The following is a 26,469-nucleotide window of genomic DNA, read 5'->3' as shown; positions in this document are numbered from 1 at the left end:
GATCGCTTTTGCGCTCACCCTGAATTCGCGCGGCGATCCCGTTGTGCGGAGCGACCCGGACCGGGGAGCCCACGGTTTTTTCTTCTCTGGCATCACCGCGTTCAAGCCGTGATCACGAAGCGGTCACAATCACCGCTTACCCTGACCAACGCCAATGACTGGCGCCCATCCCGCCGTCAATTCTTCAGTCATGGACACGCACCGATCCCGAGCCGCTCTGCGCAGCACCCCGTGGATCATCCTTCTCATCATTGCCGGCTGCGCCTGCGGCCACCTGAGCGAAGCTTCGCCCGCAGCCGCAGTCCCACGCGTGCTGAGCGAGGATCAAGCTCTTGGCCTGTTCTACGCCCGTAATCTCGAGCTGATCTCGGCCGCCTTCGGTCTGGAAACCGCCCGCGCCGAAAAGATCATCGCAGCGGCGATTCCCAACCCCGAACTCAACCTGTATTCACAGGAAATCGCGCCGCACTACGTCGACCCGCGTTTTGGGCCTGCCATCTATGTCACCGTGCAGCAGCTCATCGAGACCGCCGGCAAACGCCGGCTGCGTACCGAGAGCAGCGTGCTCGGGGCCGAGGCTGCCGAAAGCGACCTGCGCGATGCAGCCCGCACGCTGAGCCAGGGCGTGCGTCGCGCTCACTATGGACTGCTGTTGGCCCAGAAGAGGGTCGAGGTCTCGCAAAGTCAGTTCGACCACGTGACTGAACTCGTGAAAGCGAACAAAGCCCGACTCGCGCTTGGGGATATTTCCGAACGCGACCTGGCCCGGATCCAGGTCGAAGCCGCGAAAGTCGCATCGGAACTGGACCAGGCGGGAGCCGAACTCGAGAAGGCCCGCGCGCAACTGGCCGTGCTGCTCGCCTGGCCCAAGGACAGCGAGCAGCTTTCCGCCGCCGATCGCTGGCCCGACGGCGATGCCTTTCGCAACCATACGAGCCTCGATGCCGCCACCGCCGCCGCGCTCGACCAAAGACCCGACCTGCAGGCCGCACGCCTGCGGCAGCAACAGGCCAAAAAGGACATGGAACTCGCCAAGGCAGAAGCCATTCCGAATGTCACGGTATCGGCCGGCTTCGGCCACGACTGGGGCAACATGGTCACGAATGCGGCCACTTTGTCGCTGCATGTCCCGATGCCCATCTTTTACCAGAACGAAGGCCAGATCGCGCAGGCGGGTATCCGCTCGAATGACGCCGAGGTCGCCATTCGGCGAACAGAGAATACAACTCGGGCCGAGGTGGCTACCGCCTTGGCGGCCTGGCAGGCCACCGATGCGGTGGTGCACCGCCTCGAGACCGAGGTCATCAAGCGGGCGGAATACATTCGGGATTCCGCCGAGTACGCCTACAGCCAGGGCGGCACCGATATCATCGACCTGATCCAGGCCCAGCGCGATTTCCGCGCTGCGCTGTTCGACTATTTCCAGGCGCAGGCCAATCGCGCCTATGCCTACGCCGATCTGAAGATGGCGCTCGCAGACGATGGCACCCGCGTGGCCATCGCGCCGGAGGCGAACCCTTGACTCGACTGTTGGCGCCGATCCTGCTGGCTCCGGCATTGCTGTTGGGATGCGACAGGCCCGAACCGCCCCCGGAAGCGAAGATCGCACCGCAAATCGATGGAGAGCGCATCACCCTGCCTCCCGAGGCCGGTGTCATCGAAACACAGGCCGTCGAACGCCGCGATGGTGCCGTACTTTACCTGCCGGGCCGACTGGCCTGGAATGAGGACCGAACGTCCCGCATCTTCCCGCCGTTTGCCGGCCGTGTGCGAGCGATCCTGGCCAAGGTCGGCGATACCGTCATGACCGGGCAGGTTCTGGCCTGGCTCGAAGCACCGGAATTCGGCCAGGCACAATCGGCCCTGCGCAAGTCCGAAGCCGACCTGAACCTGGCCCAGAAGAATGCGAATCGCCAACGTGCACTGTTCGAGCGCGGCATCACCTCACGGCGTGAACTGGATCAGGCGCTTACCGATCTAGCAGCGGCGCAATCGGAGGCCGAACGGGCCCGTACGCGTTTGTCGGCCTACGGTGTGGTCCCCGGCACCGTGGATCAGCGCTTCCCGATCCGCAGCCCGATTGCCGGCATCGTCGTGGAGCGCCAACTGAACCCAGGACAGGAGGTCGATGCCGCAGACAAAGAAGCCCTCTTCCTGGTATCCGACCCGACCCATTTCTGGATCATCCTCGAGGTTCCGGAAAAGGACCTGGCCGACGTGGAACTGGGGGATTTGTTTACTTTCTCGGTCAAGGCGTATCCGAACCAGCGATTCTCCGGCAAGGTCCGACAGATCAACGATTTCATCGATCCCCAGACACGCACCGTCAAGGTGCGCGGCGAAATCGCCGACCCATCGCGCCGACTGAAGGCCGAGATGTACGTCACCGCGGAACTGCGGCTGCATGGCGGCAGCGGCTTGCAGATCCCGGAGCAGGCCGCGGTGCTGGTCGGCGACAGCTACTACGTGTTCGTCGCCGAAGCGGAGCACACCTATCGCCGCCGCAAGATCGAGACGCGCAGTGCGGACCGCGGCCAGATCCCGGTGCTCTCCGGACTCGCGCCCGGCGAGCGCATCGTCGTGCAGGGCGCGCTGTTCCTGCAGCAACTCCTGCAGGCCGCCGCGAATCGCGGATGATCGAGCGACTCGTCGCCTTTGCCCTTCGGCAACCGCTGCTCGTCGCACTGGCGCTGATCGGCTACATCGGCGCGGGCGCGCTCGCCTTCCGCGGCCTGCCGATCGAGGCCTTTCCGGATGTCTCCGATACCCAGGTCAACGTCATCACGCTGTACCCGGGACGGGCATCAGAGGAGGTCGAGAAACAGGTCACGATCCCCGTCGAGATCGCGCTGTCGGGATTGCCGCATGCGGTGCGCATGTTCTCGCACACCCAGTTCGGACTGTCGTTCATCATCATCACTTTCGATGACAAGCCGGATGTCTATTTCGCACGCCAGCAGGTTCTTGAACGTCTGCGCGGCATCGACCTGCCCGACGGCGTCGAACCCGACCTGGCTCCCCTATCCACGGCCATCGGTGAAATCTACCGTTACAAGCTCGAAGCGGATCACCTCGATCCAAGGGAACTGCGCACGCTGCAGGACTGGATTGTCGCACGACAACTTAAACAGGTGCCGGGCGTCGCCGATGTCGTTTCATTGGGCGGAGAGGTCAAGCAGTATCACGTGACTCCCGATCTCGCGCGGATGCGCGATTACGGACTGGATCTGGGCGATCTATTCGGCGCGATCGGCCGTGCGAATGCCAATGCCGGCGGCGGCTCGGTGGAGCAGGGCGCCCAGCGTTATCTGCTGCGCGGTATCGGCCTGCTGCGTTCCAGCGCCGACATCGGCCGCATCGTCGTAACCGAGCGCCGCGGTGTTCCGCTGCTGGTCAAGGACATCGCCGAGATCCGGACGGCAGGCGCGCCGCGGCAAGGCGTCGTCGGTCAGGACGAGCGCGACGACATCGTTTCCGGCATCGTCATGATGCGCAAGGGCGAGAACCCCTCGGTCGTGCTGCAGGCGCTGAAGGCGAAGATCGCGACCCTGAACGACATGGGCCTGCCCCACGGTGTCACGGTCGTGCCGTTCTACGACCGGTCCTGGCTGATCGGCAAGACCCTGCATACGGTCTTCCGCAACCTCGCCGAGGGCGCGTTACTGGTCAGCGCCGTGCTTTATCTGTTCCTGTCGGATTTCCGCGCGGCCGCGATCGTCGCCTCGGTCATCCCGCTGGCCTTGCTCGCGACCTTCCTGGGACTGAGCTTCGTCGGGATCCCGGCAAACCTGTTGTCGCTGGGCGCGATGGATTTCGGCATCATCGTCGACGGCGCGGTGATCGTCGTCGAGAACGTGTTCCGCAAGCTGGGCGTGGCCGGAGCGACCACTTCGCGCCGGCAACAGATACTCGACGCGGCGGTCGAGGTCGGTCGGCCCACGCTGTTCTCGATGCTGATCATCATCGCCGCGCACCTGCCGATCTTCACGCTGCAGCGGCATGAAGGCCGCATCTTCGCGCCGATGGCCTACTCGGTCACCTCCGCGCTGATCGGTTCGCTGCTGGTCTCGCTGACCGTCGTGCCGGTGCTGTGTTTTTACGGGCTGCCGAAGCGCATCGCGCACGGCGAGAATCGGCTCGTCCGCGGGTGCAAGCGGGTGTATGAACCGGCGCTGGCCTGGTCGTTGCGGCACCCGAAGACCGTCGTCGGCACGGCGCTGCTGTCGCTGGCGCTCAGCCTCGGCATAGGCGCCCGACTCGGCACCGAATTCCTGCCCGAGCTGAACGAGGGCATGATCTGGATTAACGTCCCGCTGCCGCCGAGCATTTCCTTTCCGGAAGTCCAGGCCAAAACCGCGCAGATCCGGCAACTGTTGCATACCCTGCCCGAGGTCCGGACGGTCATCTCGAAAGCCGGACGGCCCGAGGACGGTACCGACCCCAAGCTGCTGAACAGCACCGAGTTCCTCGTCGAGATGTTCCCCGAACGTCAGTGGCGTGCGGGGATGGACCGCGCCCATTTGTTGCGGCAGATGGACCGGCTGCTGTCCGCGCTACCCGGTATCGAACCCGCGTTTTCGCAACCGATCCGCGACAACGTGCTCGAAAGCATTTCACAGATCGACGGCCAGATCGTCATCAAGGTGTTCGGCGACGACCTGAAGATCCTGAAGAACGAGGCCCACGAAATCCTCCGTTCGGTCGGCACGGTACCCGGTGTCGTGCGAGCCTTCATCGACCGCGACGGGGACCTGCCGCAGCATCTGCTCGAAATCGACCGTGAGGATGCCGCCCGCTACGGCATCAACGTTCGACAGCTTCAGGACCTGGTAGAAACCGCGCTGGGCGGCGCCGCGGCGACCGAATTGTGGGAAGGCGAGCGTCACTTCAGCATCGTCGTGCGACTCAAGGACGCCGAGCGCGCCATCGGCAACCTCGAGAACATCCTGATCAGTTCGCCGATGGGCGCGCAAATTCCGTTGTTCGAGGTCGTCCGCTTCCGGACCACCAGCGGTCCGATGAATATCAGCCGCGAGAACGGGCGGCGGGTCGTCTCGATCGGCATCTTCATCCGCGGCCGGGACATGGGCAGCGTCGTCGCAGACATGCAGACCCGGACGGCCACACTGCCCCCGTTACCTGAGGGCTACTCCATGTCCTGGTCCGGGGAGTTCGAGAATCAGGAGCGCGCGATGAAGCGCCTGGCGACGGTGATCCCGGTTTCGATCCTGCTGATCTTCATCCTGCTGTTCCAGACCTTCCAGTCGCTGCAGAGCGCGTTCCTGATCATCGCCAACATCCCGTTCGCGCTGGTGGGCGGCATTCTGGCCTTGTTCTTCGTCGGCTTTCCGTTGTCGGTCTCGGCCGCGATCGGGTTCATCGCGCTATTTGGCCAGGCCGTGCTGAACGGTGTCGTGCTCGTCAGCCATTTCAACCAGTTGCGGGAACTGGGTCACAGCGTCGAAGCCGCCGTGATGGAAGGCGCCCTGGTGAGGCTCCGCACGGTCCTGATGACGGGGTTGCTGGCGATGCTGGGTCTGTTGCCCATGGCCTTATCCACCGACATCGGTTCCGAGGTGCAGCGTCCTCTTGCCGTCGTCGTGATCGGCGGGCTGATCTCGGCCACGCTACTGACGCTGATCGTGCTGCCGACGCTGTATCTGCTCGTCAACTCCCGGTCCCGCCCGAATCCATCCGCCGGCTGACGAGGTGACGCACGCCCCGAGTTTGCCTACCCTGCCGGTTCGCCAGGCACGCTCGCGCCAAACGCCGCAACCCGAATAATCCGATGCGCGACCTGCTTCCCGAAAGCTCATCCTTCGACACCCCAACACCCACACGCCTGATCCACAGAATCCTTCGGATTGCCACCGACAACGACTCTTCGATCCTCGCAGGCGAGACCGTCTGCGGGAGGGACCCCGCAGCCGAGCCTACAGGGACGTATGCAAGGCGTGTCTCGACTGCCAGGTCCGCGCCCGTAAGCGCAGCTCGGACGAACGCACTTCCCAATCCCTACGTTTGACGATGAGCCGCGCCATGCCTCTGCCGTGCGCGACTTGGCGAGCAACCAGCGTCGATCGACCTGCCGAGCCTTGAGGCAACGACTGGCCGGCAGACTCGCATTTCGCGGCAGGGCGGCAGGGCGGCTGAGCGCCCCACCACCCGAAGCCGTGAATCCGTAGCCACCACTTCCGGCCATCGCCCCAATTCGGTGGTTTTGCACCACCCCTTACTGCCGATGCTGCGGGTGCATTGGACCCACCAGCCCAGCACCGACCGACGCCCACCTCACACCATCCTTTTGTTTCGCATAGCTGTTTTGTGAGTTCCCGGTGATGGCATCCACCTTGCGTTGCAATCAGCGACAAGGTTTTGTGCTGCCATCACGATGTCATCCGAATTCCAACGCGACCCGCACCGCGCGCCGGCGCTGACCCGGCAAGCTCACACCTTCCCAGATGCGAACTGCATCCGCTCCGCGCGATATCGGCCCGTGCTCCGCCGGGTTCGCATGCGCCCGTTAGGCATATCTGTCGCAACGGTGGGCCCATGAACAAGATCGTCATCATCGCCCTGCGGCGTCCGTACACCTTCGTCGTGCTGTCGATCCTGATCGTATTGTTCGGGATCCTGTCGATCGTCAAGTCTCCGACCGACGTCTTTCCGAACATCAAGATCCCTGTCGTATCGGTAGTGTGGTCCTATGCGGGCTTGATGCCGAGCGACGTCTCCGGCCGGATCACCTTCGTCTTCGAGCGCAACCTCACGGCGACGGTGGAAGGTATCGAGCACCTCGTCAGCCATTCCTACTATGGCAGCAGCATCATCAACATCTTCCTGCACCCGGAAATCAATCTGGCCGGTGCGGAAGCCGAGATCGATGCGATCTCGCAAACGGTCACGAAAATGCTGCCACCCGACATCTCACCGCCGATGATCATGCGGCTGGAAGCCTCGTCTGTCCCGGTGGCGACATTGCAGGTGACCTCCGACACGCTGACCCCGGCGGAACTGTACAACCTCTCCGTCACGCAAATCCGGAACCAGCTCGTCACGATACCGGGCGCGATCGTACCCCATCCCTACGGCGGCAAACCGGCACAGCTGCTCGTGTCGCTCGATCAGCAGAAGCTGCAAGCCCATCACCTGACGGCAATGGACGTCCACAAGGCGTTCGGCGACCAGAGCCTGGTCCTGCCGGCCGGCGACCAGAAGATAGGCCCGACGGACTGGATGGTGCAAACCAACGCGTCGCCGCTTGAAGTCGAGTCCTTCAACAACATTCCGATCAAGCGTGTCGGGAACGCGACCATCTACATCCGCGATGTCGCGGATGTCCGCGTGGCCGGTCCGCCGCAAACCAATGCCGTGCTGGTCGATGGCAAGCAGTCGGTGTTGATCGTCGTGATGAAGAGTGGCGAAGCGTCGACGCTAGACGTCGTCGACGGCATCAAACAGGCGATCCCGCGTATCGAACGCATGGTGCCTGGCGACGTGCAGCTGAAGCTGCTGAACGACGCGTCGGTGTTCGTCAAGGATTCGATCAAGGACGTGTTGCACGAGATGCTTACCGCATCGGCCCTGACCGGTCTGGTCGTGCTGCTCTTCCTAGGGTCGTGGCGCGCGACGACGATCATTGCGACCTCGATCCCGCTGTCGATCCTGTCGTCGATCATCTGCCTCCACTGGATGGGTCAGTCGATCAACGTCATGACCTTGGGCGGGCTGGCACTGGCCGTCGGGATTCTGGTCGACGACGCCACCGTGATGATAGAGAACATCGACACTCACCTCGCGATGGGCAAGCCTTTGGAAGTCGCCATCATCGACGCCGCGAATCAAATCGTGATCCCGACCTTCGTCGCCACGCTGTGCATCGTGATCGTCTGGTTGCCATTGTTTGAGCTCAGCGGAGTTTCCGGATGGCTATTCATGCCGATGGCCGAGGCGGTCATGTTCGCGATGCTTGCGTCGTTCATTCTGTCGCGGACGCTGGTACCGACGATGGCCAAGTTCCTCCTCGTGGACCACCACGGCGCGCCTGACGACGTATCCGCCGACCACGCCTGCACGGTGGCAAGCCGGAATGCCGAGGAGAGCGCGCTGGCCGGTCTCGGTGGCGCCCACTTTGCCGATGCCGTGCCGGACGAACGGCAGGCAAGACCCGAGACGTGGCGCGTTTTCAACCGCATCCAGCAAACCTTCGAGCGCGGCTTCGAGCGCTTCCGATCGCGCTACAACGATCTGCTGAAGCAGACGATCGCCCGCCGCGGTCGCTTCGTCGCGGGCTTTCTCGCCTTCGCCGTCGGATCGCTCGGGCTGTTCTATTGCAATGGCCAGGACTTCTTTCCGGAGATCAAGTCCGGGACGCTGCAGATGCACCTGCGGGCACCGCTCGGCACCCGGATCGAAGTCGCCGGCCGTATCGCCTCGCTGGTCAGCCACGACATCTCGGAACTGCTCCCCGGCCAAATCGAGGGCGTGGTCAGTAATTGCGGACTACCCGTGGGCCCACACAACCTGGCATTCATTCCGACCCCCACGATCGGCACGCAGGATTGCGACCTGACGATCGCCCTGAAGAACGAATCCTCGCCGGTCTGGGACTACCGCCGCATCCTGCGCGAGGGCTTGAGCGAGCGCTATCCCGGCACCGAGTTCACGTTCCAACCGGCCGACCTGACCGCGAAGATTCTGAACTTCGGCTCGCCGTCCCCGATCGATGTGCAGATCAACGGCATGGACATGGACGCCAACTACCAGTTCGCCCGCAAGCTGGCCAATGCGTTCCGCCGAATTCCCGGCGCCAGCGACGTGACGATCCAACAGACCATGCGGACACCCACACTGCTCGTCAACGGCAACCGCAGCCTCGGCCTCGGCATCGACCTGACGGCCAAGGACATCGCCGACAACCTACTGCTGACGACTTCCGGCAGCCAGCAGGTCGACCAGGAGTACTGGCTGGACCACAAGACCGGGAACTCCTACCAGGTCAACATCTACACACCGCAACCCCAGATCACGCAGATCCAGGACCTGTTGACGATCCCGATGGACAAGGGGGAAGTGCAGCCCACGGACAACAAGATCCAGTTGCTCGCCAACGTCGCCACACTGTCCGCCGTTGGCACGCCGGGCGAGATCACGCACTGGAACGGCATGCCTTTGTTCGACGTCTACGTATCCGCTGAAGGCCGCGACCTCGGCGGCGTGCTGGCCGACGTGGACCGGGCCGTCAGGGAGATGGAGCACCAGATGCCACACAGCGCCGCAATCGAGATCCACGGCCAGGCAGAGACGATGCACCGTGCCTACCTCGAATTGGCGGGCGGCCTGATCGCGGCCATCGTGCTGGTCTACCTGCTGATCGTCGTCAATTTCCAGTCCTGGCTGGACCCGTTCATCATCATCACGGCGCTGCCGGGCGCCCTGGCCGGCATCGCCTGGTCGCTGTTCCTGACCCAAACCAACCTGTCGGTCCCCGCGCTGACCGGAGCCATCATGTCCATGGGCACGGCCACCGCCAATTCGATCCTGGTGGTGTCTTACGCGCGGGAACGACTGGAGTTACACGGCGATGCGCTGCTCGCCGCGGTCGAAGCGGGTTATGCCCGCATCCGGCCAGTGATCATGACCGCATCGGCCATGATCATCGGCATGTTGCCGATGGCCCTGAGCAATTCCCAGAACGCACCGCTGGGCCGCGCCGTAATGGGCGGTTTGGCGGTAGCCACCTTTGCCACGCTGTTCTTCGTTCCGTGCGTCTACGCCATCGTGTATGCGCGGCGTGCTCACGCGAAACTCGCGATGGAGACGATCTGATGCAGAAGCTCATCCACGGGCTCGGCTTTCGGGCCATGGCCCTGCTGGTGCTGGTGTTCGTCGGCTATATGTTCCATATCCGCCAGCGCGAGGCCGACACCCTGCGCGTCGAAACTCTGGAACGCGCCGTACCGACGGTGGCCGTCACACAGGCGACACCCCTGCCACCGGTCGAGACGGTCACGCTGCCGGGCACGATCGAGGCCTGGTTCCAGGCACCGATCTACGCGCAGGTCTCGGGCTACGTGAAGATGTGGTACCGGGACTACGGCGCCCAGGTCAGAAAGGGTGAAGTGCTGGCCGAAATCAGCGCGCCGGCGCTCGACGCACAGTACGAACAGGCCAAGGCAGACATGGAAGCGCAGCGAGCCCAGTACAACCTCGCCCTCGTGACCGCACAGCGCTACGTCGCGTTGCGCAAATCACAGGCCGTGGCCGAGCAGTCGATCACGGTCCAGGAAGCCAACGCCAAGGCTGAAGAAGCCGAGTTGAACGCAGCCCAGCACAACGTCAACAACTTCGCGGCGCAAATCAAGTTCAAGACGATCGTTGCGCCGTATGACGGCGTCGTGACCGAGCGCAACATCAACGCCGGAGATTACATCAGCCGCGAAGGGAGCATCAGCGATCGCAGCGCGATCACCAACCTTTTCTCGGTCGCGGACATCCACAAGATGCGTCTGTTCATCTCCGTGCCGGGGACTTTCGCCTACTTCATCCACCCCGGTCTCACCGCAGACGTGACGGTGCCGCAATTCCCAAGCCGCCACTTCACCGCGAACTTCCTGACGGTCGCGAACGCATTCGACCCCAACACGCGCACCGTATTGACCGAGTTTACGATCGACAACCCCGACAAGGCCCTGTGGCCCGGCTCTTACGCTTCCGTAACGCTGTCGGTGCCGGCGGATCGCAATGTCCTGACGATACCGTCCAGCGCGATGGTATTCGACGAGAAGGGCACGCAGGTCGCGGTCATCACCGATGACGAACACATCCATTTCAAGCCGATCAAGGTCGGCAAGATCCTGGATGCGATCGTCGAAGTGACCGATGGCGTCGCCCGGAACGACCGCATAGTCAACAACCCCAGCGCAGCCTTGCTGGAGGGCGACCCGGTGCGCGTTGTCACGCCTCGGCGGGGTTACGACCTCGTCAGCGATGCCGGGACCGCGATGGCACGCACCAAGCCCAGTGCACCAACGACACACCAATGAACAATAGCCCGACACGCACAGGGCTCCCGCGCAGGAGCGCAGTTCGTACCCGTGGCCAGCGGCTGTTCGCCATGGCCGTGGCAGCGGGTCTGACCGCTTGCATCAATGGCCCTGCCATCGATCTCGCCCCGAACTACGCGCCGGTCCAGTTCGTCGTTCCTGATTCCTGGCACGGCGCCAGCCCGTTCATCGAAGCCAGGCCTTCCGATGCCGCGCTGCGAGCCGACTGGTGGACACTCTTCGACGACCCGATCCTGAACGAACTGGAAGCGCAGGCGATGGCCTCCAACCCGGACCTGCAGGCCGCTGCGGAGCGCTTCGTGCAGGCGCGGGACGAAATGATGAAGGCGCGGTCGGAGCTCCTGCCGCACGCCGGCATCGAGTTCGGAATGTCGAACAATCGGCAATCCGACAATGCCTTGTTTCGCGGGCTGGGCGAACCGAACCGGGACGCCAGCATCGCCACCGGGGGCATCGCCTCGTGGGAGCCGGATTTTTGGTCAGCCATCCGCAACCGGACCCGCATGGAGATTTACCGGGCCGAGGAGCGCGCGGCCGATTACGGCCTGGCCCGTCTGAGCCTGCAGGCAGAAATTGCCGCCAACTACTTCGCCTTGCGCGGGTTCGATGCCCAGGATGCGATCTACAGGCAATCGATCGAGAACTACAAACGCTCGCTCGAAATCGTCTATGACCAGTTCACCGGCCTGATCGGCTCAGGCCTCGACGTCGCCCGCGCGGAATACCTGTTGTCCAGTACCGAAGCCAAGGAACTCGATATCCAGGGCAATCGCCAGGTCGCCGAGCACGCCATAGCCATTCTCGTGAACCGCTCGCCCTCGACCTTTGCGGTTGCTCCGGTCGACGAACTCAGGGTCAAGCCATTCACGATGCCCAGTTCGATCCCGTCGAAACTGCTCGAACGCCGTCCCGATATCGCCGGCATGGAGCGGCAGATGGCCGAAGCCAATCGCGCCATCGGCATCGCGCGCGCGGCGTTTTTTCCGAACGTATCGTTCCGGCTCGACGGCGGGTTCGAGGACAACGGCTTCAACCTGATGAGACTGGCTAATGCCTATTGGTCCTATGGATCCTATGTATCGCTGCCGCTGTTCGAAGGCGGCTATCGCCGCGCGCAACTGCAGCGGGCCTGGGCTGCCTACCGCGAAACGGAGGACAAATATCGTGCCACGGTGCTGAACGCCTTCCGGGAAGTGGAGAACGGTCTGAGCTTGACCAGCCGGCTGAAGGCCGCCGCGGGGCGCCAGGATTCGGCCGTCGGTGCGGCATTGAAAACGCAGAACCTGACGATGGAACTGTTCAAGGGCGGTCTGATCTCGTCGCTGGATTTGCTCTATGCTCAGATCGCGACGCTGTCCGCACGGATCGACGAAGTCCAGATCAAGACCGCACTGCTGAAGTCCTCCGTCGAACTGGTTCGGGCGCTGGGCGGCGGCTGGAACCGCACGCAGCTTCCGACTGACGAACAGATTCAGCCGTTCGACGTATTCCAGTACACCGGCCTGGACAAGCCGGCTCCAGCCGGCGGCATCGACGTTCAGACGACCACCCGCCGGAACAGGGACCTGACTGGGCCCTTCACGCCTGCGCACCCCCGCAACCGCTGATCAGGCACCCGCCTTACGCCCGCGATCAAACGAGGTCTTGACCCTCCGCCTGTTGGATTTCTTCGGACCTTTGGATCGGGGGAGCCCCGATCCCAGCGCCAGCCACACGGAGTTTGCGACGTCTGTTTCCAATTCAGAAACGACCATTTTCTGTTTGGACGCGAAACCAGAAACCCAAAAACGGGATAATGTTTTCGGACCGAAATTTTTCTCTTTCGGTCGCGAATCCAAGAACAGACTCGATTCAGGAGGTAACCAACGATGGCAGCAACAACCTTGAGTGGTGTTGCAACCGTCGACAAGCCCTTGCTCGACCTGAGCTATCCGATTTACATCATCACCGGTTTCGGCGCGTTCCTGTACGCGAAGACGCGTCTACCGTGCTTTTCGGAAGGCATCTCGCTACCGTACCTGATCCTGGTCGTCGGTCCATTCATGATTCTGCCGAACGTCGGTCTGAACGAATGGGGCCACACCTTCTGGTTCATGGAAGAGCTGTTTGTGGCGCCGTTGCACTACGGCTCCGTGATCTTCTGCTGGTTGGCGCTGGCAGTGATGGGTACGTTGACCCAGACCTTCTACAGCTTCACCAAGCTGATCAAGAACGACCTGTGCCCGGACTTGCCGTAAACCAGAAACGGGCAATCCTCCCCTTCGACTCTCCTTGTAACGAGAGGAGCAGTTGATTACCTCGCTTGGACGCTTTGCGTCCCGGCGAGGCTTTTTTGCCGTACGCATACCGCTTCCTGTCGCGCACCCCTCTGGCACCAGTGGCCGATGGTGCCGGCTACTCCGGCGACCGGGGCTACCAGCCGACGAACAAAGAGCCCATGATGAGGTTGTTGTCGGTTTCATTAAGCAAATCGCGGTCCTCGACGTACTGGTTCATGTAACCGAGTTCGGCCCGCAGTTCCGGGCTGAAGCTCCAGCCGAAACCGAGAAACGCGCGATTCTGGTCGAAACCGGCCTTGCCGCCCCACTCGGTGCTGTTGACCCGCACGAAAAACTCGTCCCAGGCCACCAGGCTCAGTCGTTCGTCGAACGCGAAGGGCCGCAAATAGCGGATCAGCTGGCGCGGCCGGTAGCGGACATCGTCTCCCCGGATGAAATTGATGTCCACCATCGTCCGGAACATGAACACGCCGAATCCCGTCGGCATGATGTAGCGGAAGCCCGGAAAGAGGTCCTGTTGGGCGAAGTACGGCTTGCCCTCCAGTTGGGTCGGGACGAAATTGTAGCCGAGCCAGACCGTGGCTCGGTCGCTGAGCGAATAGCCCAGCGCGGCGCGCGCGACCCCCTGGTAGAAATGCTGCCAGTCTTCATTCCAGCGGCCCTGAAGCTCGAGCCACAAGCGCAGGCTTTCCAGGCGCGAATCGACGAAGCCGAGGCTTCCTTCGCCCACGAGCTGCGCCCAGCTGCCCCAGGTCGTGGTGATGTCCGCCGCGCCCGGGACAGCCACGGCCGTCAGCAGCCCGGCCAGCGCGACCGCACGGCAAGCGCCGCGAAAGCGCCGACACGTCATGGCTGGACACGTTTCACGTCGCACAAGGTCTCGTCCCGGCACTCTACATCGTAGAACGCGCTGCGACCGCAGCCCTCCGCGCGAACACGATAATCGCTGTACAGAAAGCCCCACGGGGCCCCCGGCACCTCCTTCTCCGACACGATGCTGACAGTTGCCGCAGGGCAGCTCAGATCCTGTCGGGCCTGGGTTCGTACCGTGCGCAGCGCCACCGCCGAGTTTTCATCGAGCAGTGTTCCGTCGCTGACGCAGCCGGAAGCAAGCGCCGGGAGCAGCACGAACATCCGACTCCAGCCTGTGCGGAGCGTCCCCTGTCTCCACGCTTTGGCGCGTCCATCGAACATGTTGTTACCTACACCTCGTCCACGAAAAAATGACGCTGTCGATGCCACTGCTCGCGGCGACGGGTCGATCGCCGCAAGGCACCGCCACTACGCCCGGTTGAGCCGCGGGCGGCGCTAGCTGCCTCAGCCCGGCGGCTCGCAGGTGCCTGTCGTATAGCGAAAGCTGTCGATCACGACGCCGGGCGAACCGTCGCCCTTCACGCCATAGGTGTCCAGCTGCAGCGCCCCCGCAGCAAATACCCGGAGGCGGGCGTAATGGTGCTGTGTGTTGTCGCGAAACGCGGTATAGGCCGGTGGCGTGAGCGTCTCGAACCGTGAAAACGCTCCGTTGATGCTGCTCATCTTGCCCCCCGGGCTGATCTTGACCCAGGTCACGCCATCATCGGCCGTGTAGCAGTCCCGGCTCAGGGAGGTCGGTGTGTTCGAAGCCGGAACGTCGACGAGTGGGTAGGTGCGCACGTAGGACTGGTCATGCGCCGTCAGGACCAGGGGCACGTGCAGGCGCTCGAACAGCGGCCCGACTTCCGCTCTTAGCGCCAGATTCGACCGATGATTCCTGCCGTCCGAAAACGGCGCCACATGCAGATACGGAATGACCCAGCGCGCGCCGGCCGCATAGGCCGCCTGAATGTCCTGCTCGATCCAGGCCTGCGTCCCGGCTCTGAGGCCATTCCTGTCCGAAATCGCAAAAATCGCGACGAAATGCACATCGCCGATATCGAATGAATAGCTCCGACGACGATCGAACCCGGCCGGCGTCGGAAAGCGCGCCTGCCACGCCGGCAGGTTTTCATCCAGCCCGACTTCGTGGTTCCCATAGACCGGCATCATGGGCACATGGCCAGCGATCGGCTGCATCTGGTTGAACCAGGCGTCGATCGTGGCATCGAGCGTCACATAGCGTTTATCCGTATTGAAATACGCGTAATCGCCACCGAGCAAAACCATCCGCGGCTTCAACCGCGCAATCTCGTCGATGACCTGTTGCGTGCCTGTGGTCAGGCCATCGAGCCGACCGATGAGGCCGGTGTCCGCGACGAATATGGCATCCCAGTCGGCTCCCGCCGGCGGGGCCGTGCGCAGCGTGAAGGTTTCGCTCCACAGTCCGTCGCCGCCCTGAACCTGGTATTCATAGGATGTGTTCGGCGCCAGCCCGTTGATCGCGACCTCATGCAGCGTACCCTCCGTGCCCGAGGGGCGTGGCCCGCCCGCCGCGGCATGCCAGATCAGCGAGCCCGGGGTTCGGTACCGGACCGCGGAAATCGATAAGGGATCCAGGGTGCGCCAGACGACGATCATCGACGTCGTCGGGTCTGGCCCCCATGCCAGATGAACCTGATCCAATGCGTTGCTCCGCCGATTGGACACGGTGAAGCTTGCATCCACGACGTCGACTCCGCCGGTCGGCAACACGACCTGAGCCGTAATCCGGTGAACGCCGTCGGCCAGCCTGCGGGTGTCGAAAGGCAGCGCCGACGTCGCACTGCCGCCGGCGAAATCATAGGGAGCGTTGCGCTCCACCCGGCGAGGCGCCCGAGTCATCGCCGGATCGTCCAGGTAGAACCTGACCTCCCTGGCACTCGCCGTGGCGACCAGAAATGCATGGATATCACCCGCTGCGTCGAGTCCGGCCAAGGCTATCGAGCCGGACCGATCCCGCGCACCGCTGACCCGCAACTCATGTGCCCGAACTGCATTGACCCAAACTACCGCCAGCACCAGGCAGCAAGCGCACCAGAGCCGATACGGGCCCCGATCGAAGACAGTCGTCATAGTCTCACCTCGTTTCGCATTCGAGTACAGCGCCGCCTCGCGAAACAGCCCCGTCGACGACCCTGCCCATCGCCGGCCTTATGCGGTCAACATTACCATACCCTCTGGGAAATCCGCATTTTACGCACCGTTAAGGGAATGCCTCGGCCGGAGACCGCGTCGCGATCGGCTGAAGTCCTCGACCTACTCTTCGACTTGTCGCACGCGCCCCGCGCGCCGTGCAAGGGCGGCGTGAGCCCCCCAAAGCAAGCTTATCGGAAAGCGCCCCGGGGGCGCCGTCGCCGACGCGCCGTGATGCGGAGCGCCAAAGCCCGTTCACCAGTTGAAGAAAACAGAACCCATGATCAGGTTGTTGTCGGTCTCGTTGATGAGGTTCTTGTCCTCGACGTACTGGTTCAGATAGCCGAGCTCGGCGCGGACGCCCGGCGTGAAGGTCCAGCCCAGACCGAGAAAGATGCGGTTCTGATCGAAGCCCGCCTTGCCACCCCACTCCGTGCTGTTGAGGCGCACGAAGAATTCGTCCCAGACCACAAGACTCAGACGCTCCTCGAATTCGAACGGCCGCAGGTAGCGGATCATCTGCCTGGGACGAAAACGCGCGTCGTCACCGCGGATGAAGTTAGTCTCGAACAGTGTCCGGAACATAAAGGTTCCGAATTCGGTCGGCAGGGTATAGCGAAAGCCCGGCCAGACATCCTGCTGCGCCACATAGGGCTTACCCTGAAGCTGGGTTGGCAGAAAGGTGTAGCCGAGCCAGACCGTGGCACGGTCACTCAACGAATAGCCCAGCGCGGCCCGGGCCATTCCCTGATACCAATGTTGCCAGTCTTCATTCCAGCGCATCTGGCCTTCGAGCCAGAGTCTCATTTTTTGCAGGCTGGGATCGATGAAGCCCAGATCGCCTTCGCCCACCACCTGCCCCCAACTGCCCCAGCTTGTCGCGAGCTCCGCATGGCCGGCGTCGGCAAACGACAGCAACAACACGAGGACAGACAACCCGACAGCGCGGGCGGGGCGCTTTGCCGATGCCTTGAAAAAACACCGCGAGCTTGGCTTCATGGGAACTGACGCAATGGGGGTCGGAGCCTCTCTCTAGCAGACCCCGCGCCATCTACCCGGATCGGGACACCCTTGTCCTATTCAATGACTTACCCAACCGCAGCGATCAAGCCTCGGTGCGAGGTGGTTCCTTTAAACCACAAGATCCGGCTCTATGCCCCGTCTTTCCCGGAAGAACCAACGCGAGGCCTGCCCCCGCGGCCCAGTCGCTCATGCCCGGCCGGCCCTAACGCGACGCGCTGCGCTGCACCGTGACCGGCACGCCGAGCGCCGCCCAGTCGTAGAGCCAGCCAGCTTCTTCAGGCGCCTTGGGCCAGCGGCGGTTGTTCGTGCGAGTCGGGATGTTGACGCAGCCGTGACTGGCCGGGCGGCCGAAACCGTTGTGCCACCAGGCGCCGTGCAGGGCATAGTCCGCATGGAAGTATTGCGCGTAGGGCACGTTCTCGACCACGTAATGGCCAGGCTCGCCAGGCTTGGCCTGACTGCGCATCGTCTTGCGCGGATAGCGCGCGTAGATGTAGTAGGACCCGGTCACGGTCGGTGTCGCCGGCTTGCCGGTGCTAACCTTGATCGTCTTGACGATCTGCCCGTTCTCGATCGCGCTCAGCCGCTGGGAATCCAGGTAAACGACGATCTTGCGGTCGGCCCCTGTCTGGAAGCTGCCGAGCAGCACCGCCGTGTTGGTCGCGCCCTTCACGGAGCGGATCCGGCCCGGCTCGGCACGCACCTCGATCGAACTGGTCGCCGGCCACTGCGGCTTCGGTGTGAACCGGAGCCGCTGGGCGCCAAGCCATTGCCAGCGGCCGTCGACCGGCTCACCGGCCGCGGTCTGGACGCGCAACGCCGCGGGCACCTGTTCACGATCGACTATCGGCTCGGCGAATCGCAACTCGACCGGCAAAGCCAGCCCGAGGTTGGTCTGTCCTTGAAGACTCAGGTCGGCATTCAGTGGCGGGGCCGACGTCAGTTGCAAGGCCAGCGGGGGGAGCGGCACGCCGTTGGGTGTCTCCCATTGCACCTCGACCGGGATCGTACGGCCCTTGGTGTAGCCGTCGACGACAATACGAAATGTGCGTCGCTCAGTATCGGGCTCGACCTTCGCCTTCAGGTCGCCTCGAACATCGAGACGCCCGACCGCCCGGTCGAAACTCAGCGCGACGGCATTGTCCGGGCCGATGGGCCGCAGCGTGCCGCCGTCCAGCCTGGGAACGGCGAGTGTCGTGAAGTCGAACTCGCGCGTGATCGGCTCGCCCGCGGCGCTGCGCCCCGCGGCGGACACCCGATAGCGCGAACCGAACTGCAGCGGCGGCGTGACGACGTATTCGTCGCCCTTCATCGCACCGCTGACCGGCTTGTCTTCACCGTCGTGGATTTCGACACGCTCCAGCCGCGTGCCCCCCTGCGCGCGCAGCGTGATGCCCAGCCGTGGATCGACCTCCCTGCTGCCGGCAGGCGGCTGCATCGTGATGTCGGGCGGACTTCCGCTCGCCAGGGCCGGCCATGGCCACTCCATTCGCGGCCATGGCATCTGGGCACACCCGCCGAGACCAAGGACGAGCGCCAGCAGGGAATAGCGCGGGACCGCCGGGCCATCCGCGCGTCGGGTCAGGTAGGATCGGACCATCTTTTATCTCTCGCTTCGCATCTCGGCTATGGCCCGCCTGTTTGTCACGGGGGGCACATCGACCGCTTCGTTGGCCGCCGACGCCCAGCACGGCCCGTGACTGTTCACGCCCCCACGCGCCGGAGCGGGCGGGAGGCCGAGACACGCCGTGAATCCGTCCCTGGAGGCTAGCCTGCGGGTTCCCTCCCGCAGACGGTCTCGCCCTCCCGACTCGCTCCCACTACCCAGCAAAGGGGGGTGAATGGTTACGCACGGCCCCGGGGTATACGCTGCCTATCAACCGAGGCCAAGCATAAGGAATTGGACGCAATTTTTACAGTCGGCGACGACCTGGCGCACGGCGCAAGAAGTTGACGACAGTCACCGGACAGCCGGGTGCATGCCGACACGTCACACCGGCTTCGCCCTGCAACCAGGACCGGGAACGACACGTCGCGCAACGGCTTGCGCGATGCCGACGGGGCACCCGGGGGGCGTCACATCACGACAAGGTTTGCGGCAAGACCGACGCGGAATCCGCTAAGTCAGCGGGCGAGTCGTGATGGTCGCGGAACACGACGCAGTTCTTGCCCCGCGCCTTGGCCAGGTACATCAGGCGCTCGGCGGTACTCAAGGCGGCGACGGCATCCGGTCGATGCGCGGCGATGACGGTGCAGCCCACACTGGTCGTGACCATGCCGTGAGGTCCCGGCGAATGCAGAATGGCCTGCCGCAGCTTGTCGATGGCCACCTCGGCCCCTGCGAGGTCCACTCCGCTGAACAGGCAGGCGAACTCGTCGCCGCCCATCCTGGCTATGAGATCGGTACGCCGCAGCGCTGCGGCCATCGTCCGGGCAACCACGCCCAGCGTCTGGTCCCCAGCCAGATGACCGTGTATGTCGTTGATCAGCTTGAAGTCGTCGAGATCGAGATAGGCAATGGCGATGCTCTGACCGCCGCGCGCGGCGAGATCGAGACGGTGTTGCAGTTCCTCGAGAAAGGTATGGCTATTCAAGACCCCGGTCAGAGGATCCGTCCTTACCAAGGACTGCTGAGAGGCCAGACGACACCGCAGCCGCACCACCCACTCTACGAAGATCAACAACAGCACACACTGCAGCGCTGCATTCGCCAACAGGGGCCACGCGGGCGTCGACAGCACCTCTGCCCAGGAACCGAAGGCAAGCGGCGCCAACGGCGACAGGGCGGCGATGACACGACCGGCCGCGTTCCCTCCGTACCAGGCTGTCCCACCCACCGGTCCGAGGTAGAGCAGCGTGAGATCGATGTCACCGCCCACCCATCGCTCGCCCGCAGCCACGAGCAACAGCGCCGCGGTCGCCAGCGCCAGGATGCGATAGCGCGGGATCTCGGACTGTGCCCGCTTCGCCGGGGTGACCATCGTCATGACTCGGTTTCCATCCGCGCCATTCCGGGTCGAACTGGGCAGCCGGGGCGCATGCCTAGCCAGGCAACCGATGCGAACGGCCAGCGCACGACCGCACGGCTAGCAGATGCCGGCGGCGCACTCGGTCCGATTGGGGGGGCGCCGCGAGGGGCACCCGCGAGCGCGTCGGAGCAGGGATCAACCCCTGCATCACGACGCGTCAGAGCAGCACGATCAGCGCCAGCACCGCCATGAACGCGGTCAGCACATAGGTCGCGAACTGCTCCGAGTCCTCGGCTGCTGCAGCGCTCAATCTTTCGACAAATGCGTTCAAGGTGGACATACACGGGCTCCTCAGCGGCCAAAACACAATCAACGCGGCGAACGCCGGACACCCGATTCATAAGCAAGATCGAAACCATCGCCCATTATGTCTTTTTTCATACGTTTGCGGACACTTTACCGGGGCGCACACCAGGGAGTGGTGGAAAGGCACCACCGCGGACCCCCGATTCCCCGCTGCGTCCCTGTGGTCTCGACCACCTGGGCCCAGGAACCGAAAACCTTGTGCTCAGCCACTGAGTCATCGGTGGAAGACCCCCGCGCATCCACGGCGCTCGGTTCATAACAACCTGATCACTCCGAGCAGGATCCTCGTCATGTCTCAGGATTCACTTCGATAACAGTCTGTTAGCACCGTGTCGGTGGTGTGGCACGAACACTGCAAACGCCTCACCGTGCAGGCCCCGAGGCTCCGCTGACCGCCGCCCCAATCGTCGAGGCGCTCCCGTCCACGCGCCGAGGCCAGAACTGCCGCGCCCCTGCGGCAACGCACGAACCGTCCCTCCGCAGACCGCCTTTCAGGAGATTCATGCTCGTCTTGGCCACTGTCGCACTGCTTGGCGCCCTGCTGTCGGCAGCGCTCCCGCTCGTTCAGATCGACGCCGAACAGAGCCGTGGTTTGGTCGTCCGCTTTCTTGCCCACTGGGCACGCCGCCGGCCGCGGGACCGGACGGCTCAGCTCGACGAACAGCGCTTCAAGTCCGCAGTCGAGTATGCCGCGTTCGGTCTGCTCGCCGGCTCGGGGCTCGCCAGTCTGGTGGCGGGTTGCGTAACGCTGCTGGCCGGCCAGACGCGGGTCGATCAACTCCCGCTGGGCCTGCCATGGCTGGCGTGGCACCTGCGCCTGGATCCCCTGGCCGGGTTCTTTCTGGGCGTGATCGGCCTGGGCGTGTTCGCGGTCGCGCTCTACGGTCCGGGCTATGTCCGATCTTTCCGGCACAGCGGACACTCCTTTGCGACACTCGGCTTCTGCACTGGCGTGTTCGTCGCGGGCATGGAACTGGTCGTGTTGGCCGACGACGCCTTCCTGTTCATGATCGCCTGGGAACTGATGTCGGTGGCCAGCTATGCCCTGGTTGCCTTTCAGCACGAACACGCCGCCAATCGGCGGGCCTCGTTCCTGTATCTGCTGATGGCCGTCGTCGGCGCGATCGCGCTGATCCTGGCCTACGGCATCGTGGCCGCGTTCGCGTCGGCCCACAGCTTCACTTTCGACGCCCTGCGTGCGGCACCGCTGTCGCCGACCTGGGCCAGCATTGCGTTCGCTCTGGCCCTGATCGGTTTCGGCATGAAGGCCGGACTGGTGCCGCTGCATGCCTGGCTGCCCGAAGCGCATCCCGTGGCGCCGTCGCATGTCTCGGCATTGATGAGCGGGGTCATGCTGAAGGTTGCCGTGTACGGTTTCCTGCGTTTCGTCTTCGACATTCTGGGCGAGATCCAGTGGCAGTGGGGCGCGACGACCCTGCTGCTCGGAACGGTGTCCGCAGTGCTCGGGGCCTTGTACGCGTTTCAGCAAAACAATCTGAAGCGCCTGCTGGCGTATTCCTCGATCGAGAACATCGGCATCGTATTCATGGGCTTCGGCCTGTCCATGATCTTCTTTGCCAAGGGTCACGGCGAACTGGCGGCGATCGGCCTGATTGCCGCGCTTTACCATGTACTGAACCATGCCATGTTCAAGACCCTGTTGTTCCTGCAGGCGGGGACGATCCTGCACCAGACTCACGAGTCCAGTCTCGAGCGGCTGGGCGGGTTGATCAAGCGGCTGCCTCGCACCTCGTTCATCATGCTGGTCGGGTGCATCGCCATCTCGGGCCTGCCCCCCTTGAACGGTTTCGTGTCGGAGTGGCTGACGTTCCAGACCGCGCTGCAGGCTTCCGCGCTCGACAGCGGCATTCTGCGTAGCTTCGTGCCGGTCGCCGCGGCCCTGCTTGCCTTCACCGGTGCAGTCACCGCCGCCGCCTTCGTGAAGGCGTACGGCATCGGCTTTCTCGGGGCGCCCCGCTCGCGCCATGCGGCCCACGCCGGCGAGCCCTTGCACCGGGGCATGTTTGCCGGGCCGGCATTGCTGGCCGCGCTGTGTGTATTGCTCGGGGTTCTCCCGGGTCAGGTCATCGCTGCCTTGGGACCCATCAGCCGCACCCTGCTGGGTAACGATCTGGCCAGCGCCTACGCCAATGGCTGGCTCTGGCTGACCCCGGTGTCGTCTCGCGTCGCGTCTTACTCCGCGCCGTTGGTGCTGCTGGCCTGCGCGCTCGCCGCCTGGGTCAGCTTCCGGCTGCTGCGCACACCTAAACTGGCGCCGGTGCGGGATCGGCCGCGCTGGGACTGCGGTTTCGGCGGTCTCGATGCCCGCATGCAGTACACGTCGACCGCGTTCAGCCAGCCCTTACGGCGCGTGTTCAGTCCCTTGTACGAGATCGATGAACGGGCGACCCGTGAGGATCGCGGGCATGCGTTGCTGACTCCCGCCGCACTGGACTTCGAACTGCGGATCGGCGACCGCTCCTGGCGTCATGGCTATCTGCCGCTGGCGCACGGGGTCGAAGGGGCCGCGCGCCAGATCGGGCGCATCCAGACGGGGAACATCCGCACCTACATCGCCTATTCCTTTTTTACATTGCTCGCCCTGCTGGCGATGGTGAGCGCATGAACTGGCTAACCTCGATCGTCGAAACGGCGTTGTTCATCTTGCTGGCCCCCCTGTTCGCCGGCTGGGTCAAATGGGTCAAGTGCCTCCTGCAAAACCGCCGTCCACCACCGCTGGTGCAGCCTTACCGCGATCTCGCGAAGTTGTTCCGCAAGCGGCCGATGATCGCCGATACCGCGTCGTGGATCTTCGAGGCGGCGCCGTTCGTCGTGTTCGTCACCGCCGTGTTCGCCGCAGGCATCGTGCCGTTCGCCATCGCCCACCTGCCCACGGCCAAGGTGGCGGACCTGATCGTACTGGTCGGCTTCTTCGCCCTGGGACGCTTCTTCCTGACCCTGGCCGGACTCGACCTCGGAACGGCGTTCGGAGGCATGGGTTCCTCGCGGGAAATGATGATCGCCTCGCTGGCCGAGCCGGCGATGTTGATGGCCGTGTTCACGCTGGCGATGAGCGCCGCGACGACGAACCTGTCGCAGGCCATCGACTGGGTCCTCCAGACGGGTCTGGTGCTGCGACCGTCGTTCGTGTTCGCGCTGGCGGGATTGATGCTGGTCGGTATCGCCGAGACCGGCCGTATTCCGGTCGACAACCCCGCGACCCATCTGGAGCTGACCATGGTGCACGAGGCCATGGTGCTCGAATACAGCGGCCGCTACCTTGCGCTGATCGAATGGGCGAACCAGATCAAGCTGATGCTCTACGGCGTGCTGATCGCCAACATTTTCCTGCCGTGGGGCATAGCCGAGAGCCTGACACCGCGTGATCTCGCCCTCGGTTTCGCATCCATCATCGGCAAACTGGCTGTGCTCGGCATCGCCCTGCCCATCAGCGAGACTCTGTTCGCGAAGATGCGGGTGTTCCGCTACCAGGAATTTCTGGGATTCGCTTATCTCCTCAGCCTGCTCGGCATGTTGAGCCACGTGATCCTGGAGGTGAACTGATGGGCCTGATGCAGCAGACGATCTTCGAACAGGCGGTGCTGTTCCTCGCCGCGCTCGTCGTCTTCACGTCGTTCCTGATGCTGGCGCAGCGGCGCCTGTTTCCGCTCGTCGGCCTGTTCGCCTGGCAGGGACTGTTGCTGGCTCTGACCACGGCGCTGGTCGCGTTCAACCTGCACTATCCCCACCTTTACGCGTCCGCGCTGATGACGCTGCTGATCAAGGCTGTCTTGATCCCGCTGATGCTGCGCCGCTGGATCATCCAGCTGGATATCCACCGCGAGGTCGAATCGCTGGTGTATCCGGCCTACGTGATGATGGCCGCCTCGGCGCTGGTGTTGTTCAGCTACTACGTCGTGCTACCGATAGAGCAGCTCTCGACGCTGGCGTCACGGAACGCCATCGCCGTCAGTTTCGCGGTCGTGCTGCTGGGAATGCTGCTGATGATCTCCCGCCGCCAGGCGGTTACCCACGTCGTGGGGTTCATGTCGATCGAAAACGGTCTGTTCTTCGCCGCAGTCACCGCGACCAGCGGCATGCCGATGGTGGTCGAACTCGGCGTCGCCTTCGACGTGCTGGTCGCCGCCGTCCTGTTCGGCGTGTTCTTCTTTCACATCCGCTCCAGCATCGACTCCCTCGACGTCGATCAGTTGAACCGGCTGCATGAGGTGGAACGTTGATGATCTCGCTGCTGCTGTGGGTTCCGCTGATGGGCATGTTGGCGATGACGCTGCTCGGTCACCGCGTCAGGGCAGGCCGGATCAATGTCTATGTGAACGCTGCGATGCTGGCGGTCAGCCTGCTGCTGGCCGGACAGGTCTGGGGCAGCGGTCCCGCGGAAAGCGCCGACGGGATGCTCCGGGTGGACGCCTTCAACGTCTACCTGATCGTCCTGACGGCCTTCATCGGCTTCACGACGTCGCTGTTCTCGGCGCCCTACATGGAGCACGAGCAGGGCCACGGTCGCCTGACCGAGGGAGGCTTGCGGCTCTACCACGCGATGTACCAGGGCTTCATGCTGGCCATGTTTCTGGTGTTGACCGCCAACAACATGGGCCTGATGTGGGTCGCGATGGAAGGCGCCACGCTCGCCACGGTGCTGTTGGTCGGACTCTACCGGACGCCCGAATCCATCGAGGCGGCGTGGAAGTATTTCATCCTGTGCGGACTCGGCATCGCCCAGGCCCTGTTCGGCACCGTGCTGCTGTACTTCGCTGCCGAACAGCTGCCGAACGCAGGTGAGCATGCCCTGACCTGGTCCTGGTTGTATGAACATTCGGCCGAGCTCAATCCCGAGGTGCTGACGCTCGCCTTCGTCTTTCTGCTGGTGGGCTACGGCACGAAGACCGGCCTCGTCCCGATGCATAACTGGCTGCCCGACGCGCACTCCGAAGGCCCGACCCCGATGTCGGCCATCCTGTCCGGGCTGCTGCTCAACGATGCCCTGTATGCGATCGTGCGCTGCAAGATGCTGGTCGACGGCGCGACGCATACACCGGCGGCCGGCTACATGATGATGGGCTTCGGCCTGTTGTCCTTCCTCGTGGCGGCGCTGTTCCTGCATCGTCAGAAAGACATCAAGCGCCTGTTCAGCTACTCGTCGATCGAGCATATGGGCGCAATGACCTTCGCCTTCGGCGTCGGCGGGCCGCTGGCGACCTTTGCGGCCCTGTTGCACATGACGGTGCATTCATTGACGAAGTCGGCCATCTTCGTGACCGTCGGCCACGCCTCGCAAATTGCCGGCACCCAGCGGATCGAGCACATCCGCGGCCTGATCCGGACGCAACCTGCCATCGGTTGGGGCCTGCTGATCGGCACGCTCGCGATTGCCGGTTTCCCGCCCTTCGGCGTCTTTACCAGCGAGTTCCTGTTGCTGCTGGCGACGATGCAGAGCTATCCGTGGCTGACTCCGCTCTTGCTGATCGGCATCGGCGTCGCCTTCGCGGGTCTGTTCCGGCATTTGCATCCCATGGTCTACGGGCCGTTACCCGAAGGCCAGCACCCCGTCACCGCCAACGTCTGGCCGGTGTTCGCCCACCTCGCCATCGTGCTGTGGCTGGGCCTCGCGATCCCGAGCGGCCTCGCCGAGTGGTTCAACCAGGCCACGCAGCTGATCGCCGGTGACCGGCCGCTGTGAGGTATCCGGTTTATCACCGGCACGCCGTCTATTGCCCC

General features: G+C 63.7%; 17 protein-coding genes and 1 pseudogene. 11 read left to right on the top strand and 7 right to left on the bottom strand.

Going from position 1 to position 26,469, the window contains the following annotated elements; all coding sequences use genetic code 11:
- Positions 1-190 precede the first annotated feature (190 nt).
- From BWR02_RS08050 to BWR02_RS08015, 7 genes and pseudogenes are all read left to right on the top strand, one after another.
- The gene (locus BWR02_RS08050) at positions 191-1,522 is read left to right on the top strand and encodes a TolC family protein (RefSeq protein WP_162560070.1); all 1,332 of its coding nucleotides are present in this window, start codon (positions 191-193) and stop codon (positions 1,520-1,522) included.
- Positions 1,519-2,637: an efflux RND transporter periplasmic adaptor subunit gene (locus BWR02_RS08045; RefSeq protein ID WP_139557236.1), complete on the top strand. Its 1,119-nt coding sequence runs from the start codon at positions 1,519-1,521 to the stop codon at positions 2,635-2,637. The genes BWR02_RS08050 and BWR02_RS08045 overlap by 4 nt, the downstream gene beginning before the upstream one ends.
- Positions 2,634-5,705: an efflux RND transporter permease subunit gene (locus BWR02_RS08040; RefSeq protein WP_139557235.1), complete on the top strand. Its 3,072-nt coding sequence runs from the start codon at positions 2,634-2,636 to the stop codon at positions 5,703-5,705. The genes BWR02_RS08045 and BWR02_RS08040 overlap by 4 nt, the downstream gene beginning before the upstream one ends.
- An 847-nt stretch (positions 5,706-6,552) precedes the next feature.
- Positions 6,553-9,828, top strand: a complete 3,276-nt coding sequence (locus tag BWR02_RS08030; protein ID WP_139557233.1) for an efflux RND transporter permease subunit — start codon at positions 6,553-6,555, stop codon at positions 9,826-9,828.
- Positions 9,828-11,045 carry an efflux RND transporter periplasmic adaptor subunit gene (locus BWR02_RS08025; RefSeq protein ID WP_139557232.1) on the top strand — a complete coding sequence of 406 codons (1,218 nt, stop codon included), beginning with the start codon at positions 9,828-9,830 and terminating at the stop codon, positions 11,043-11,045. The genes BWR02_RS08030 and BWR02_RS08025 overlap by 1 nt, the downstream gene beginning before the upstream one ends.
- Positions 11,042-12,673 carry an efflux transporter outer membrane subunit gene (locus tag BWR02_RS08020; protein WP_139557231.1) on the top strand — a complete coding sequence of 544 codons (1,632 nt, stop codon included), beginning with the start codon at positions 11,042-11,044 and terminating at the stop codon, positions 12,671-12,673. The genes BWR02_RS08025 and BWR02_RS08020 overlap by 4 nt, the downstream gene beginning before the upstream one ends.
- Before the next feature lie 315 nt (positions 12,674-12,988).
- A pseudogene (locus BWR02_RS08015) lies at positions 12,989-13,303 on the top strand (methane monooxygenase/ammonia monooxygenase subunit C); the annotation flags it as partial.
- Positions 13,304-13,478: 175 nt separating this feature from the next.
- Here BWR02_RS08015 and BWR02_RS08010 read toward each other — a convergent pair.
- The 7 genes from BWR02_RS08010 to BWR02_RS21450 form a co-directional block, all read right to left on the bottom strand.
- Positions 13,479-14,195: a DUF2490 domain-containing protein gene (locus tag BWR02_RS08010; protein WP_139557230.1), complete on the bottom strand. Its 717-nt coding sequence runs from the start codon at positions 14,193-14,195 to the stop codon at positions 13,479-13,481.
- Positions 14,192-14,539: a hypothetical protein gene (locus BWR02_RS08005; RefSeq protein ID WP_139557229.1), complete on the bottom strand. Its 348-nt coding sequence runs from the start codon at positions 14,537-14,539 to the stop codon at positions 14,192-14,194. The genes BWR02_RS08010 and BWR02_RS08005 overlap by 4 nt, the downstream gene beginning before the upstream one ends.
- A 123-nt stretch (positions 14,540-14,662) precedes the next feature.
- Entirely contained in the window at positions 14,663-16,312 is a 1,650-nt protein-coding gene (locus BWR02_RS08000; protein ID WP_139557228.1) for a purple acid phosphatase family protein, read from the bottom strand.
- Positions 16,313-16,627: 315 nt separating this feature from the next.
- Positions 16,628-17,371, bottom strand: a complete 744-nt coding sequence (locus BWR02_RS07995; RefSeq protein WP_139557227.1) for a DUF2490 domain-containing protein — start codon at positions 17,369-17,371, stop codon at positions 16,628-16,630.
- 226 nt (positions 17,372-17,597) lie between these two features.
- On the bottom strand, positions 17,598-18,995 hold the full coding sequence (locus BWR02_RS07990; protein ID WP_139557226.1) for a L,D-transpeptidase family protein: 1,398 nt from the start codon (positions 18,993-18,995) through the stop codon (positions 17,598-17,600).
- Between the two features lie 481 nt (positions 18,996-19,476).
- On the bottom strand, positions 19,477-20,382 hold the full coding sequence (locus tag BWR02_RS07985; RefSeq protein WP_139557225.1) for a GGDEF domain-containing protein: 906 nt from the start codon (positions 20,380-20,382) through the stop codon (positions 19,477-19,479).
- Between the two features lie 199 nt (positions 20,383-20,581).
- Positions 20,582-20,704, bottom strand: coding sequence for a hypothetical protein (locus BWR02_RS21450; RefSeq protein WP_268921403.1), 123 nt, complete (start codon positions 20,702-20,704; stop codon positions 20,582-20,584).
- A gap of 528 nt (positions 20,705-21,232) precedes the next feature.
- On the opposite strand from BWR02_RS21450, the gene hyfB reads away from it, so the two are divergent.
- From hyfB to BWR02_RS07965, 4 genes are read left to right on the top strand one after another with little or no spacing between them, the layout of a single operon-like run.
- Positions 21,233-23,356, top strand: a complete 2,124-nt coding sequence (gene hyfB / locus BWR02_RS07980; protein ID WP_139557224.1) for a hydrogenase 4 subunit B — start codon at positions 21,233-21,235, stop codon at positions 23,354-23,356.
- Positions 23,353-24,294 (top strand): respiratory chain complex I subunit 1 family protein, encoded by a 942-nt coding sequence (locus BWR02_RS07975; RefSeq protein WP_139557223.1) that lies wholly within the window; start codon positions 23,353-23,355, stop codon positions 24,292-24,294. The genes hyfB and BWR02_RS07975 overlap by 4 nt, the downstream gene beginning before the upstream one ends.
- Positions 24,294-24,971 carry a formate hydrogenlyase gene (locus BWR02_RS07970; RefSeq protein ID WP_139557222.1) on the top strand — a complete coding sequence of 226 codons (678 nt, stop codon included), beginning with the start codon at positions 24,294-24,296 and terminating at the stop codon, positions 24,969-24,971. Before BWR02_RS07975 ends, BWR02_RS07970 begins: the two co-directional genes overlap by 1 nt.
- A complete protein-coding gene (locus BWR02_RS07965; RefSeq protein WP_139557221.1) occupies positions 24,971-26,431 on the top strand; it encodes a hydrogenase 4 subunit F in 1,461 nt (486 codons plus the stop codon). Before BWR02_RS07970 ends, BWR02_RS07965 begins: the two co-directional genes overlap by 1 nt.
- Positions 26,432-26,469 lie beyond the last annotated feature (38 nt).

The sequence above is a fragment of the Methylotetracoccus oryzae genome (assembly GCF_006175985.1).
In the GTDB taxonomy this organism is placed as follows: Bacteria; Pseudomonadota; Gammaproteobacteria; order Methylococcales; family Methylococcaceae; genus Methylotetracoccus; species Methylotetracoccus oryzae.
This window is presented reverse-complemented; position numbering and strand designations above follow the sequence as displayed.

Excerpts from the sequence above, each read along its gene's own strand:
- BWR02_RS08010 (WP_139557230.1), bottom strand. The coding sequence starts at position 14,195 with ATGACGTGTCGGCGCTTTCGCGGCGCTTGCCGTGCGGTCGCGCTGGCC.
- BWR02_RS07965 (WP_139557221.1), top strand. The coding sequence starts at position 24,971 with ATGATCTCGCTGCTGCTGTGGGTTCCGCTGATGGGCATGTTGGCGATG.
- BWR02_RS08040 (WP_139557235.1), top strand. The coding sequence starts at position 2,634 with ATGATCGAGCGACTCGTCGCCTTTGCCCTTCGGCAACCGCTGCTCGTC.
- BWR02_RS08020 (WP_139557231.1), top strand. The coding sequence starts at position 11,042 with ATGAACAATAGCCCGACACGCACAGGGCTCCCGCGCAGGAGCGCAGTT.
- BWR02_RS07970 (WP_139557222.1), top strand. The coding sequence starts at position 24,294 with ATGGGCCTGATGCAGCAGACGATCTTCGAACAGGCGGTGCTGTTCCTC.
- BWR02_RS07985 (WP_139557225.1), bottom strand. The coding sequence starts at position 20,382 with ATGACGATGGTCACCCCGGCGAAGCGGGCACAGTCCGAGATCCCGCGC.
- BWR02_RS07975 (WP_139557223.1), top strand. The coding sequence starts at position 23,353 with ATGAACTGGCTAACCTCGATCGTCGAAACGGCGTTGTTCATCTTGCTG.
- BWR02_RS08050 (WP_162560070.1), top strand. The coding sequence starts at position 191 with ATGGACACGCACCGATCCCGAGCCGCTCTGCGCAGCACCCCGTGGATC.
- BWR02_RS08000 (WP_139557228.1), bottom strand. The coding sequence starts at position 16,312 with ATGACGACTGTCTTCGATCGGGGCCCGTATCGGCTCTGGTGCGCTTGC.
- hyfB (WP_139557224.1), top strand. The coding sequence starts at position 21,233 with ATGCTCGTCTTGGCCACTGTCGCACTGCTTGGCGCCCTGCTGTCGGCA.
- BWR02_RS07995 (WP_139557227.1), bottom strand. The coding sequence starts at position 17,371 with ATGAAGCCAAGCTCGCGGTGTTTTTTCAAGGCATCGGCAAAGCGCCCC.
- BWR02_RS08025 (WP_139557232.1), top strand. The coding sequence starts at position 9,828 with ATGCAGAAGCTCATCCACGGGCTCGGCTTTCGGGCCATGGCCCTGCTG.
- BWR02_RS07990 (WP_139557226.1), bottom strand. The coding sequence starts at position 18,995 with ATGGTCCGATCCTACCTGACCCGACGCGCGGATGGCCCGGCGGTCCCG.
- BWR02_RS08030 (WP_139557233.1), top strand. The coding sequence starts at position 6,553 with ATGAACAAGATCGTCATCATCGCCCTGCGGCGTCCGTACACCTTCGTC.
- BWR02_RS08005 (WP_139557229.1), bottom strand. The coding sequence starts at position 14,539 with ATGTTCGATGGACGCGCCAAAGCGTGGAGACAGGGGACGCTCCGCACA.
- BWR02_RS21450 (WP_268921403.1), bottom strand. The coding sequence starts at position 20,704 with ATGTCCACCTTGAACGCATTTGTCGAAAGATTGAGCGCTGCAGCAGCC.